At 57.4% G+C, this 13579-nt stretch carries 8 protein-coding genes and 1 pseudogene; 8 read left to right on the top strand and 1 reads right to left on the bottom strand.

Annotation, left to right across the window (positions count from 1 at the left end; translation table 11 throughout):
* Positions 1 to 34: 34 nt before the first annotated feature.
* Entirely contained in the window at positions 35 to 745 is a 711-nt protein-coding gene (locus WS64_RS25985; RefSeq protein ID WP_060968156.1) for a PadR family transcriptional regulator, read from the bottom strand.
* Positions 746 to 1771: 1026 nt separating this feature from the next.
* Here WS64_RS25985 and WS64_RS34605 point away from each other — a divergent pair.
* The 8 genes and pseudogenes from WS64_RS34605 to WS64_RS25950 all read left to right on the top strand — a co-directional run bounded on the left by WS64_RS34605 (position 1772) and on the right by WS64_RS25950 (position 13552).
* Positions 1772 to 2338, top strand: coding sequence for a hypothetical protein (locus WS64_RS34605; protein WP_155720478.1), 567 nt, complete (start codon positions 1772 to 1774; stop codon positions 2336 to 2338).
* A gap of 16 nt (positions 2339 to 2354) precedes the next feature.
* Positions 2355 to 5036 carry a toxin-antitoxin system YwqK family antitoxin gene (locus WS64_RS34600; RefSeq protein WP_155720477.1) on the top strand — a complete coding sequence of 894 codons (2682 nt, stop codon included), beginning with the start codon at positions 2355 to 2357 and terminating at the stop codon, positions 5034 to 5036.
* Positions 5037 to 5108: 72 nt separating this feature from the next.
* Positions 5109 to 7238, top strand: a complete 2130-nt coding sequence (locus WS64_RS25980) for a type I secretion system permease/ATPase (protein ID WP_060968155.1) — start codon at positions 5109 to 5111, stop codon at positions 7236 to 7238.
* An 8-nt stretch (positions 7239 to 7246) separates the two neighbouring features.
* Positions 7247 to 8665 (top strand): HlyD family type I secretion periplasmic adaptor subunit, encoded by a 1419-nt coding sequence (locus tag WS64_RS25975; protein WP_060968154.1) that lies wholly within the window; start codon positions 7247 to 7249, stop codon positions 8663 to 8665.
* The gene (locus WS64_RS25970) at positions 8655 to 10124 is read left to right on the top strand and encodes a TolC family protein (RefSeq protein ID WP_060968153.1); all 1470 of its coding nucleotides are present in this window, start codon (positions 8655 to 8657) and stop codon (positions 10122 to 10124) included. Before WS64_RS25975 ends, WS64_RS25970 begins: the two co-directional genes overlap by 11 nt.
* Before the next feature lie 360 nt (positions 10125 to 10484).
* Positions 10485 to 11517, top strand: a pseudogene (locus tag WS64_RS25960) (IS3 family transposase); the annotation flags it as partial.
* A 459-nt stretch (positions 11518 to 11976) separates the two neighbouring features.
* A complete protein-coding gene (locus tag WS64_RS25955; protein ID WP_060968152.1) occupies positions 11977 to 13011 on the top strand; it encodes a LysR family transcriptional regulator in 1035 nt (344 codons plus the stop codon).
* Between the two features lie 160 nt (positions 13012 to 13171).
* Positions 13172 to 13552 carry a response regulator transcription factor gene (locus WS64_RS25950; RefSeq protein WP_059581410.1) on the top strand — a complete coding sequence of 127 codons (381 nt, stop codon included), beginning with the start codon at positions 13172 to 13174 and terminating at the stop codon, positions 13550 to 13552.
* The last annotated feature ends 27 nt before the right edge of the window (positions 13553 to 13579 follow it).

Here is a 13579-nt window from a genome sequence, read left to right as displayed (position 1 = left end):
CCGTTCTCCTTGGGTGGTGACGGGGCGGCGCGGCTCACGCGCCGGCGCCGCCTTCGATTTCGGCCGTCGCGCGGCGCAGGATGGCGGCGATGCGGCGCTGTTCGTCGGTATCGGCGGCGCTCTTGTGCAGCAGCGCGCGCTTGAGCGCGAGACGCGCCTCGACGAATTCCGGCAGCCAGCCGGCTTGCGATTCCTCCTGCGCTTCGTTGGCCGCCGATTCCCCGGCGAACGCGCGGCGCATGAATTCCATCTTGCGGGCAAGGTGCGTGAGACGCGCGAACAGCGTATCGACGCGTTCACGCTGGGTATCGAGGTGCGCGCGGCCCGCGTCGGTCAGCGCATAGCGCTTGCGGTTGCCTTCCGCCTGCGACGCGACGAAGCCGACTTCTTCGAGGTACGTGAGCGCCGGATACACCATGCCGGGGCTTGGGCTGTAGAAGCCGTTCGAACGCGTGTCGAGCGCCTTGATCAGCTCGTAGCCGTGGCTCGGTTGCTCGGCGAGCAGCGCGAGCAGCAGCAGTTGGAGATCGTCGGAGCTGAACTGGCGGCCGCGCGGCATGCCGTCGTCGCCGAAATCGCCGAAGCCGCGCCCGCCGCGGCCGCCGAACGGACCGCTGCCGAATGCATCGGGGCCGCCGCGACGGTGGCGGCCGATCGCGTACCAGAGACCGGCGAACCCGTCGGGGCGGGCATACGTACCATGACTGTCGCAGCGGGGATGGCCGCGGAAGGGGTTGTGCCGCATGATTGTGTCCTATGTGTCGCAAAACATATCTAAAGATATATATCGAAAGATAGGGCGTCAAGGGGATTATTGGGGGCGGGATGGTGGCGTTGGGCGGGAGTGGAGGGTGTAGGGTCTCAATGATTGTGAGCTTTTTCTCACATATTGAAGGGAAAAATCGATAGATATGCTCTATGGTGGTCGCGGTTCTTCCCTCACGTGGGCAGCCGTTGTCGCGTTTCGACCGTCCGTTAAGACGGTGGCACTCAGAGCGTTTCAGATTGGATCACGTGGGCCTTTCAGTTTCGCGAAAACCCGTTTGCGTCGCCCTTCGCGAATGCGCGGCGCTGCGAGCGATGGCTACGGTCAATATATGTTGCACCGGTTCACACGATCTGCTTCGCCTGCTCGCATAGATTCAATACGATCCCACCATCCTCTGGCCATATAGCGCCGATCCAGCAGCGCCTAGCCATGCGGCATGGTGCGGGCTGCGATTCGCCCTCATAATGCAATGCCGCGAACCGCTGAACTTTTGCTCCAATGATAGTCGACGGATTGTTGTCGAAATGCGAGATCAATATTTCCGAACAGCGCAGGCACTTCCCTACAGTCAAGTAATAGTATGTAATGTCGTCGTATGTATCATCTTGTGCCGTAAGCGACATTGTTGCCCAGCTAACCGTGACGCATTGCACATCGGCTTAGAATAGTGAATCTAATATTCATGTTGATAAATTTATGTGAGTTATAACGGATTTTTTGGCGTGTCAATGCCTCGCGGCTTAGGAAAAAATTCAAAGCTCGTCACTTGTGGCGACGAGCATCCAATTTGGAACTTACGGGAGACGCACTCGTGAAAAACATCGATGCCTCACTTAGTTCGACTATAAGTCGGTAAGCGCTCAGGTGTGGCAACTCAGCGATCCGTCAACGCCGATCGAAAAAGAATCAACGTTGCATGTCCGACCGAGTCGGTACTGAAAGATGTAGCCGAATGATCCAAATTAAACATTACATTCCGAAAGGACATTAATGAAATTATTAATGTTAACGTTGCTCCTGATTGCGCCGATCGCCGGATGTGCGGGGTCAAGAGTCAACTCGCCAATAAGTTCAAGTGAAGTTCTAAACGGCATTCGAGACATCGCGACTCATAACGATCTCTCGGATGTCGAATACTTCTCGCAGAAGCTTGGGGTGGTTATGAGCGCTGGGCAAAAAATTGAAGGGAAAAGTGGCTTGTCCGTCTGCGGATTAGAATACCCGCCACAAATCGACAATAAAGTTGTTCAGCGTTTTTATTATGAAAAATACCCCGATTATCTTGACCGAAGATACATCGGTAAGCCTCCCTGTGAATTCAACTATGTGAGAGAATTCATGGGTGATCGCATTGTGAAGACATACGCCGTTGTAGTGTTCGATGTCAAAAAAATTTGCATATCCAAGGCTGATGTAGAAAGTGTTTTAAAAGAATTCCATCTTGATAGTGCGCGAGGTGGATTTAATGCCAGGCGTACAAATGGCAGTCAAGCAGGCGTCGTCGTCGAATTGATTTCCACATATGCGGGTCCGATTTGCGTTCGCTCGGCACATTTTTCCCAAGAATAAGTGAGGGTCATTGATCATGTCTGATTTCGATAAAAAAATTACTGGTCTCGAGACGCTTTGGGGTGACGTGCAATCTCCAACCAAAGAGGAGTTGGATTTAATCAATTCAAGCCCCGTTCTCGTAAATCAATTACTTCAATACCAAAAGGATATTGACGACAATAAGGCCTCCCCAATGGCGCGTTTTGACGGACACCCGGAGGGCATGCGGACATCGAACGGCGTCAATGGCGGGTTGCGAATTGATATGGGATCAAATATTATCGGAAGTGAGGCGACCAAATTCGTTGGCGGTTTGAGTTACGAATTGGGCCATTACGTAAACTATGCCAGCAATCGAAATCTATTTAACGGTGTCGTAGAAAATATTAATCCTGGTGATCCGGTTTATAGGCTAATGGCGGGCGCAGTTGGAACAATAACCGAGGCGGAATCTCAGGCAAACAATTATATTGTACAGCAGCAAATTTTTGCCAACACCGGAATAAAAATATTGCTAAATGGGGATGGTGCAGAGAATGCAAACGGCTTGATACAAAAAACCCTGGATGCGGCGTATGCGCAGAATAATGGTACTCCCATCGAAAATCTTTTTGAAAAACTTAAGACGGCTGCCCTAGATATAGCCGGTACATTCCCTGCCTTACCGAGTGATCGTGGATTCATAGATTTTTTTGACTATTACAGCTCCCATCCGAATGAGCTCTATAATAACTTTAATCCGACCAATCCCCGGGCCGTTGATTCTGGGTTGCAGGGCGCTCAAGCTATAGGCGCAAATAAGATAATATTTTTCTATGATGACTCATCGCTTCGGTCAATAAAAATTAATCTATCTGGCGGAGATTCGAGGAACCTCGTTTTTTCCGGGGCTAAGGTCCGTGCGTCGAGCTATATTGATTCGTCCGGCGCGAAGAAAGAGGAAGTAATCTACGATACGGATGGAAGTTATTCCGTTACGAATTATGATGCGGCAACCGGTCATAAGATTGCAACGCAGAATTACACGAAAGATGGAGCGAAAATTGGGCGCTCTGATTGGCTGTACAATAGCAATGGGATATTCGAGGTAATTTATGATGAAAATGGAAAAGTTCTGGGAATAGATTCATTTGATTCTACGGGACGGCAGAAGGGATATGCGCGTGCATATGCAGATGGTTCGAGCGAGTGGGCAAATTTTGACCCTCAGACCGGGCAGATGACACAGCGACAACGTGGCTTTACGGATGGCCGCGTGGTGACGTATGAGGAATTCTTCCTTAATGGAAATCGAAAGGAGCTGAAAACGTTTCTTGCGGATGGCAAGAGTGTTTTGCAGGATAAATTTTGGTATGAAAATGGCAATCAGAAAGAAATTCGATATTGGGATGCCAGCGGATACGTCGCAAAGAAAGAATTTTTTTATGAAACCGGCGTTAAATCGAGAATTGAAAACATAGACTCTAAATTCTTTGTCTATGCGGTGCAAGATTTTTACCCAGATGGAGTGCTTGCAATAGATGTATCCGCAACGTCGACCGGAAATATTTACAATGATGTTGCGACGTCCGTAAAGCGAAACTACGATCAAGGTGGACGCCTAACAGATGAGACGGTGGTTCCTGGGTACCTTCAACCCTACACGACCACGCATTTCAATACGGATGGCTCTAAAGAAATTACGGTGAAAAACCCGTACCTGGGACAACCGGATAGCTATGAAAAATATGATGCGAGCGGTAGGCTTGTCGTGCGAACCACTTACGACAATAGTGGCACTTTACTGAATAATCCTAGTCACAAGCTGGCGACCATCACGGAAACGAGGGCAGATGGGGGGCGTACAGAATCGAGTTACGACGCTCAGGGGCGTTTATCCACGCAGCGACAATATGATTCGGCGGGAAATCTTCAGTCGACGGTTGGATCAAATATAGACGACAAACAACGTCTTCATGTACGGATTGACCTTCCCGACGGGAAATGGTACGAAGCGACTCATACTTCCAGTGATCCAAACTCACCTTTGGCGGAGGAACATTGGATTGGCACAAATGGTGAGAAGCACAATCGTGTTTGGAATGGCGATAAATTCACTGAGCAATTTTATCACCCGTCTCTTGGTTCCGTCGATGTTCTGAAAATAAAGGGGCAATTGTTTATAGCTCCTGCTTCGCTCCCGGGTGTAGTTTATCCGCTACCGGCGGAAGCAGAGTATCCTAATTTTGATTTTTCAAAAGTGGCCATCGTAGGCGGGACATTGCCAGGAAACCCTGGGGCCGGGTCGGTGCCGGGAGTGCCGGGAATTCCGACTGGTTTGAATATCCCTCCCGGCGGAGGCGGAGGCCAATGGGCATCCGTTGGGATGAATCCTGGTGATCCGGTTTCGTGGACACATTATCCGAGTGGCAGCGACGCGCCGGATATTAGTATTCAACTACCCTATGGTGTTCGTCCGGACGGCATAACATTCACCCCACCTATTTCGGTTATTCCGGGCGGTGGGGCAAGCGCTTTCAGTCAAAATGTTGCGACAAATAGCGACGTTACCTCCGTGCCGACTATTTTGAGTACCGCTCCCACCATTTCTGTACCAAATGCCGAGATATTGGTGCAAGCGATGGCGGCATTTTCGCCACCAGCGTCTGGAGTGACAAACTTGTCTCCCGAAGTACAAGCGGCGTCGCAAACATTGGTGGCCGCCAATTTGCGTTGACGATTAATGTTTTAATTCGCCGCCCACAATGCAGTAGTGGGCGGTTTTCTTACATGCTGGCATGGTGTTTCGATGAGCGACGCAGCGCCCAAAAGCGGGCAGATGAGCGATCCTGGGTTGATCGCATTGATGGTCATTGCTCAATATCATGGTATTGCGGCAAACGCCGAACAGCTTCACCACGCAGCCGCAACGCGAGGTGAGCAACTCGAAGTTGACGATCTGCAGATCGCTGGGCGGTCGCTTGGTCTCAAAATCCAGCGTGTTCGGGTGTCTGCCGAGCGATTGGTGGAAACACCCCTACCTGCGTTGATGCTCGATGAATCCGGTCGGCATTTTGTATTGGCGTCATGCGACGGCGAAAAGGCACTGATCGTCGAGGCCGCCGGTGCAGGGCCAAAGATTATTTCTCCGTCCGAGGTGATGGTGCGGACAAATGGACGGGCCCTGTTGATAGCGTCTCGGGCCTCACTCGCTGGCGCGCTCGCCCATTTCGATTTCTCTTGGTTCGTGCCGGCGGTCGTCAAGTACCGCCGCATCCTGCTCGAAGTGCTGATCGTGTCGGCCGCGCTACAGATCTTCGCACTCGTCTCGCCGCTGATGTTTCAGGTGGTGATGGACAAGGTGCTGGTCAACCGCGCATTCGACACGCTGAACGTCGTCTGTGTCGCGTTGCTGGTCAGTGGCCTGTTCGAGATTCTGTTGTCGGGCGTGCGCAACTACGTGTTCGCCCATACGGCGAGCCGAATCGATGTCGAACTCGGTGCGCGGCTGTTCCGGCACCTGCTGACGTTACCGCTGGCCTACTTCGGCGCGCGCCGCGTGGGTGACACCGTCGCACGCGTCCGGGAGTTGGAGAACATCCGCAGCTTCCTTACCGGACAGGCGCTCACGGCCGTCATCGACCTGTTCTTTTCGATCATCTTTCTGGGCGTCATGTGCGTGTACAGCGTCTGGCTGACGCTGGTCGTGGTCGTGTCGTTGCCGGTCTATGCGGCGATTTCGATTCTCATAACGCCGATCCTGCGCAAGCGGCTCGACGAGAAATTCGCCCGCACAGCTGATAACCAGTCGTTCCTGGTCGAAACGGTATCCGGCGTCGAAACCGTCAAGGCGATGGCGATCGAGCCGCAATTCACGCGTCGCTGGGACAATCAACTTGCGGGCTATGTCGCGGCCGGTTTCCGCGTCACGGCGCTCGGCAACGTCGGTCAGCAGTTGATTCAGCTGGTCGGCAAGCTGGTGTCGCTGGTGACATTGTATCTGGGCGCCCGCTTCGTGATCGAGGGCAAGCTCTCGGTCGGCCAGTTGGTCGCATTCAACATGATGTCCCAGCACGTGGCTGCGCCCGTGCTGCGTCTCGCGCAGCTCTGGCAGGACTTTCAGCAAGTCGGCATCTCGATGAGCCGGCTCGGCGACATCCTCAATACACGCACCGAACTGGCGCAGAGCCGCCAGACACTGCCGGCCGTGCGCGGCAATATCAGTTTCCAGTCGATCCGCTTCCGCTACCGGCCGGACGGGCCGACGATTCTCGATGACGTGTCGCTCGACATCGCGGCCGGCGAAGTCGTCGGTATCGTTGGCCGCTCCGGCTCGGGTAAAAGCACACTCACTAAGTTGCTGCAGCGCCTGTACCTGCCCGAGCAGGGGCGGGTGCGGATCGACGGCATCGATCTGGCGCTGGCTGAGCCGGCCTGGCTGCGGCGGCAGATCGGCGTCGTACTGCAGGAAAATCGCCTCTTCAACCGCTCGATTCGCGAGAACATTGCGGTCACGGATCCGGGCGCGTCGCTCGACCTGGTGATTCGCGCTGCGCAACTCGCCGGGGCGCACGAGTTCATTTCGGAGATGCCGGAGGGCTACGACACGATCGTCGGCGAGCAAGGCGCGAATCTGTCGGGCGGCCAGCGTCAGCGAATCGCCATTGCACGCGCGCTGGTGACGAATCCGCGCATCCTGATCTTCGACGAAGCCACCAGCGCACTCGACTTCGAGACAGAACACATCATCCAGAACAACATGAAAGCGATGTGCGCGGGCCGCACGGTGATCATCATCGCGCACCGGCTCAGCTCTGTGCGTCACGCCAATCACATCATCGCGATGGACCGCGGCCGCATCGTCGAACGGGGCACGCATGAAACGCTGCTCGAGCTGGGCGGCTACTATGCGCACCTGATCGCGCTTCAAAACGCCTGATACTGTCCATGATCACGAAATTGCAGGCGCTCGCCGCGCTGATGAGTCGGTATGGTGTCGTGTTTCGCGAGGCCTGGCGGGTGCGGCTGGAGAATGATACAAAGCCGCGCCTTGCCCACGAACGCGCCTTCCTGCCGGCTCACCTCGAACTGGCGGAGACACCCGTTCACCCACTGCCGATGTGGACGATGCGGATCGTCGTTGCGTTGGCCCTATTGGTGGTACTGATCGCACTGATCGGCAAGCTCGATATCGTCGCGGTCGCCCCCGGCAAGCTGATCCCGAGGCAGCAGGTCAAAACGATCCAGCCCGCGCTGACGGGCGTGGTACGTCGCATTCTCGTGCGCGATGGGCAGCGGGTCCAGGCCGGCCAGTTGCTGATGGAACTCGACACGACACAGGCGGCGGCCGACGCCGACAAGGCACGCCAGAGCCGGCTGGATGCCGCACTCGCGGCCGAGCGCAGTCGCGCGCTGCTGCAGGCCCAGGGTGCAGGCACCTCGCCCGTACTGGCTAAGGTCGACGGCGCGAGCGACGCGCAGCAACTCGAAGCGCAGCACTTCGCCAACGGCATCTATTTTGCATACCGCGATAAGCTGAACAGCGCACAGGCCGAACTGATGAAGCGCGGGGCCGAACTCGGGACCACCCGACAGCAAATCGCGAAACTGGAGGCGACTGCCCCGTTGGCCCGTCGGCAGGCGAACGACTATGCGTCGCTGCTCAATGAGAAATACGTCTCGCGCACAGACTACCTGGACAAGGAGCAAACCGCACTGAATCAGGAGCATGAGCTGGCTGCGCAGCGCAGCCATGCGCAGGAACTGACGGCTGCGATCGCGCAACAGCGCGCCGAGGTCGCGGCGCTGACGTCCGAATACCGCCGGCAACAACTTGATGCACTGGACAAGGCAAACCAGCAACTGGCCCAGAGCCGCAATGACGAAACCAAGGCCGACACGCGCCAGAAGCTGCTAAGCCTGACCGCACCCGTCGCCGGCACCGTGCAGCAACTCAAGATCCATACGCTGGGCGGCGTCGCGACCGCTGCGGCGCCGGTCATGGAAATTGTGCCGGACGACACGCTGGAGGTTGAGGCCGACATTGAGAACAAGGACATCGGGTTCGTGAAGGTCGGGCAGCCGGCTGTCGTCAAGATCGAGGCGTTTCCGTATACGCGCTACGGCTTCCTGCACGGTACCGTCGAGACCGTCTCCAACGACGCGGTACCGGATCGCAAACGCGGCCTGACATTCCCGGTCCGCATTCGCCTGACGACAAATCGCATTCGTGCCAACGACACGTGGATCAACCTGACGCCGGGCATGTCGGTATCGGCCGAGATCAAGACGGGAAAACGCAGCGTTGCGCATTATTTCCTCGATCCGGTGATCCAGACCGGCCAGGAGAGCTTGCGTGAACGTTAAACGAACCATCGCGGCGCTCGCGTTCGGCATTGCGAATGCGACGGCGTGGGCGTTCGATCCGCTGCTGACGAACAGCGCCGTGCCGGCGACGCCCGCCGTCGACCTCCTTGGAGCCAGTGAAAGTGTATGCGCAGTTGGTGATCTCCCGACGCCACTACGCTTGCAGGATGCGGTCGAGCGCGCCCTCTGCAATCATCCGAAAACCCGGCAGGCCTGGGCGAATGTCAAGATCCAGGCAGCAGCGGTCGGCGTCGGTCGGGCCGGCTTCCTGCCGACCATCAACGGCAACTGGCAGGGTACGCGTGACATCGTGCGCAACCACGTAACAGGTTTCCCGCAATACGATTCGAACTACGGCAAGAATTTGCAAAACGCCAGCGTGTCGCTCAGTTGGGTCCTGTACGACTTCGGCGGCCGCTCGGCCGCGCTGCGCAACGCAAACGAACTGCTAGCCGCTGCGCAGGCCAATCAGCTCGCAACGCTGCAGACGGTGTTCGGCACGGTCGCTAGGGACTTTTATGCGGCGCAGGCGGCGCAGGGGACACTTGCGGCGGCTCGCGAGGTTGAGCAAACCGCTAAGACCAGCGCCGACGCGGCGACCGCACGCACCGATCGGGGCGTGGCAGCGATCAGCGATCAGTTGCAGGCGCAGACGGCGTATGCCGAAGCGGTCGTGAGCCGCACGAAGGCCGAGAGCGATTGGGCCAGCGCCATTGGCACGCTCGCGTCGGACATGAATCTCGCGCCCGCGACGCCAATCATGCTGCCGGATGTCGGCGATGGTGTGAAACCCGACCATGAATTCGACGACTCGGTGGCCGCGCTCATTGAGGACGCGCAGCGCAACTATCCCGGCGTCGCGGCGGCCGTGGCGCAAGTAGAAGCAGCGAAGGCCAAAGCGGCGCAGACGCGAGCCGAAGGGTTGCCGCGCCTGAACCTGGTCGCCCAGTACAACTTCAACAATCAGCCGACGAGCCTGCAATTAGGCTTCCCTGTGTTTCCGGCGACGCATCGGGAGTGGTATCTCGGGTTCCAGGTGACGATTCCGTTCTTCGAGGGCTTTGCGCGAACCTACCAGGTGCGGCAGGCAGAGGCTCAGACCGAGCTACAAGTCGACCTGCTGGCCGAAGCGCGGCAGCAGGTCGGGCTCGATGTGTGGAACGCGTATCAATCGCTGCAAGGTGCGACAAAGAATCTGGACAACAGCGCGAACCTGCTGACACTTGCGCACCACTCGTATGACGCAGCTCGGCGTCGGTATCAGGTCGGCGTGGGCAGCATTCTGGAGCTGCTCAATGCGCAATCGGCGCTGGCGAACGCGAAGAAGCAGCGTATTCAAGCGCTGACGGACTGGCGATCGGCTCGTCTGCAGCTGGCATCCAAACTGGGACGATTGGGAATGTGGAGCATCAGTGAAAGGGCGATCTCACAAAAATTAGGTGTCGTTTCCCCAAGATAAAGCAAGGCATTACGCTGAAATCGGCGGGGTCTTTCCGATCATCCATAAGGGCGGTCGTAGCGCATGAATGCTGGTTGCCCGGCAACGCCTGGCGGGCTGAGCAAACGTACAGTTTTGATCAATGAGAATGCAAGCATCATCCGGTGCCGCGCAGCAGGCGCGAACGAAAGAGATGTTGTGCCACGGCCGCAAAGGTACGCTCGCTCCGGCTGGAAAACCATCTCGCCGAGCGGCGGTTCGCGCCAGGCGCGGTGATTTCGACCAGATTTGTTGCCTGATCCAGGTTGATCTGCTCTAGAAATCCTGAACACAAATGGGTGTTAGTGTTTCGGTGGCAATTTTCCCGATAGAAACGAGAGGTTGGCGACGAAGCGCAAGCAATACTCGGTTGAGCAGATCGTGGCCGCGCTCAAACAAGCTGAGCTGGGCATGCCGGTGGCGGATCTGGTTCGGCAGCTCGGATATCGGAGCAGATGTATTACCGATGGAAGAAGCAGTACGCGGGCCTGGAATCGAACCAGGTTCGCGAACTGAAGCCACTCCAGGACGAGAACGAGCGGCTCAAGAAGCTGGTCGCGGAACTGAGTCCGGACAAGGCCATCCTGCAGGATATCGCCACAAAAAAGTGGCCGCGCCCGCGCTGAAGAGACAGGTAGTGAGCTACATCGTGGATCACTACGATCTTCCGATGCAGCGGGCGTGCCGGCTTGTCAAGCAAGCTCACAGCATCCACTACTATCGCAGCGTCAAGGACCCGCAGACAGCACTGCGTCAACGCATGCGCGAGATCGCACAGACGCGCGTTCGATGTGGCTACCGGCGCGTGCACGTGCTGCTCAAGCGTGAAGGTTGGCGTGTGAGCCGGAATCGGGTCTATCGACTCTATGCCGAAGAACAGCTTCAGTTACGCTTGAAGCTGCCCAAGCGCCGCAAGATGGTGGTGTCGCGCTGCGAGCGTTGCGTGCCGGTTCGCCCCAACGAAGTCTGGAGCTTGGACTTTGTAGCGGACCAATTGGCCGACGGTACCCGCCTGCGAGCCCTGACGGTCGTGGACATCTTTAGTCGCGAGGCGCTGGCCATTGAAGTAGGCAAGCGCTTGCGTGCCGAGGACGTCGTGTCAGTGCTGAATCGTTTGGTGGCTCAGCGCCGCGTACCGAGGTTCCTGTTTGCCGATAACGGCAGTGAGTTTTCGGGTCTCCTGCTGGACATGTGGGCCTATCACCACAAGATGCACATCGACTTCAGCCGACCAGGCAGGCGCACCGACAACAGCTTCATCGAGACATTCAACGGCTCGTTCAGGGACGAATGCCTGAACCTGCACTGGTTCGAATCGTTGGCGGAAGTCAAACGTGAGATCGAGGCTTGGCGCCGCGACTACAATAAGACACGATCGTGGCCGTAGCTTTGAGAACCCGGATCCGGTGATGGATTTTTCTCGGAGGTGTTGTCCGGACCATCATCGAGGAGGGCGGCATGAGATTGGCGTTTTCAAAGTGCCGCCAATGAATGTTCGATGGCCGCAAGTAATTCGGACCGCGTACTAATGCGGGGCAGGTGCGTGCCTGGTAACGGCGCTATTTCAGATCGGCACATTGCTCAACGGAGCGTAATGGTACTGCGCCAGTCTGTCGTCCAGAGAGTCCGGGTCGGTGTCACGCTATGTACCGGCGGGTAGGCGGGCGATTCCGTCCAATACGGCGAGCCGCACGCTTCGATCGCGCTGCGCCCGCGGTGCGACTATTAACACCATCGTATAAGGTCCAAACTCCCACGAGGTGATATTGCCGCGGCCGACTGTTCTCTAGACTTCCGGTTAATCCTTCTACCGCAACGATTTCCGGAGAACAGCATGGACCGTACTCTGCATGCGATGTCAGTGTTTAGTCACGTCGCCCGACTGGGCAGTTTCACAGCAGCGGCTGAGATGCTCGGTATCAGTGCAGCGTCGGCCAGCACGCTGGTCCGTCGATTGGAGGAGCATCTCGGCGTCACGCTGCTTCAGCGGTCCACCCGTTGTGTTCGCCTCACCACGGAGGGGGAGCAGTATCAGGAGCACTGCCAGCGCATTCTCGGCGAGATCGAGCATATGCAGCAGCAACTCAGCGGGGCGGGGAAGATCGCGCGTGGGCGGCTGGCGGTGGACCTCGACCAGGAGGTCGCGCATTCGGTTTTGCCGCTCGTGCCGGCTTTCCACGCCAGTTACCCCGAGGTGGGCTTGCGCGTGGACGTCGGCGGGGATGCGGACGGCCTGATCGCCAACGGCGTGGACTGCGCCGTCGTCGTCGGACAACTCGCGGATTCGTCGCTGCGTAGCCGGCGCGTCGGGAATTTTCACGTGGTGACCGTCGCCAGTCCGGACTATCTGCGCGTTCGGGGCACGCCGGCCGACCCGGATAGCCTTCATTGCCACGATGTCATCCATTACACCCCGAGGCGCTTCGGCCCAGCCCGGGAATTCCGCTACACGGTGGACGGAGCAGAGACACGGCTCAAGCTGGCGGAGCGCATTTCCGTCAATGACGCACGTTCGGCGGTTCGTTATGCGGTGGAGGGTGTCGGTATTGCCCAGGTCAGCGAGCGTATGGTGACGGAAGAGCTCGCAAAAGGGCGGCTCGTCACCGTGCTCGACGAGTATGGTCCGCCGCCGCTACCGATTTCTGTCCTCTATCCGGACCGCCGGCAGGTGCCGATGTCGATACGGGCGTTCATCGACTGGATTCAAGCCCAGCTTCGCGATCTGGAGACTGCCAGCTTCGACGGCACGCCCGCGATCAACGGCGGGCGCGACGCAGCGCCATACTGGATGGCGGGCAGTGGCCGACACGACTCGCGGTTCATGCCCAAGGGGCTGCAGCAACTGGCAGCGACTGCCGCAACTGCATGACACACGCGGGCAACGCACGACGGTGTTGGCCGAGACGGCACTCATACCGAAGTATAGTTTGCGCGCCGATTGCCCGCGGCATAGGATGCGGTCGAGCCGCCGACCTGAAATGCTCGCGTTCTCGATATTTTTACTGAATTGAAGGTCAAGGACCGCTCGTATGCCGAACCAAGGTATTGTTTCCATCGTCGATGATGACCGGTCCATCCGCAGGGCCACGCGAAGCCTCGTTCGCTCGCTCGGCTGGGAGGTCAGGGTCTACGAGTCCGGCGAGGAGTTCCTTGACGCCGACTTGATAATGGACGTCGCGTGTATCATTTCGGACGTCCAGATGAAGGGCATCACAGGGCTGGAGATGTATGAAGCGCTTCTCGAGCGCGGACCGGCTCCGCCCGTGATCTTCATCACGGCTTTTCCATCCGAAACCACCCGCGAGCAAGCGATGAAGCTTGGCGCGATCTGCGTATTCAGCAAACCGGTGGATCCGGCGCAGATCAAGCAGCGCCTGGAGGAGATCGGCTCGGAGAGCAATCGGACCTGATCCGGAAATCCGTCTTTACCGAGTGAC

Origin of the sequence: Burkholderia anthina (assembly GCF_001547525.1) — a bacterium.
Classification (GTDB): domain Bacteria; phylum Pseudomonadota; class Gammaproteobacteria; order Burkholderiales; family Burkholderiaceae; genus Burkholderia; species Burkholderia semiarida.
This window is presented reverse-complemented; position numbering and strand designations above follow the sequence as displayed.

Coding starts and splice junctions, on each gene's coding strand:
- WS64_RS25950 (WP_059581410.1), top strand. CDS start 13,172: ATGCCGAACCAAGGTATTGTTTCCATCGTCGATGATGACCGGTCCATC.
- WS64_RS25980 (WP_060968155.1), top strand. CDS start 5,109: ATGAGCGACGCAGCGCCCAAAAGCGGGCAGATGAGCGATCCTGGGTTG.
- WS64_RS25985 (WP_060968156.1), bottom strand. CDS start 745: ATGCGGCACAACCCCTTCCGCGGCCATCCCCGCTGCGACAGTCATGGT.
- WS64_RS25955 (WP_060968152.1), top strand. CDS start 11,977: ATGGACCGTACTCTGCATGCGATGTCAGTGTTTAGTCACGTCGCCCGA.
- WS64_RS34600 (WP_155720477.1), top strand. CDS start 2,355: ATGTCTGATTTCGATAAAAAAATTACTGGTCTCGAGACGCTTTGGGGT.
- WS64_RS34605 (WP_155720478.1), top strand. CDS start 1,772: ATGTTAACGTTGCTCCTGATTGCGCCGATCGCCGGATGTGCGGGGTCA.
- WS64_RS25975 (WP_060968154.1), top strand. CDS start 7,247: ATGATCACGAAATTGCAGGCGCTCGCCGCGCTGATGAGTCGGTATGGT.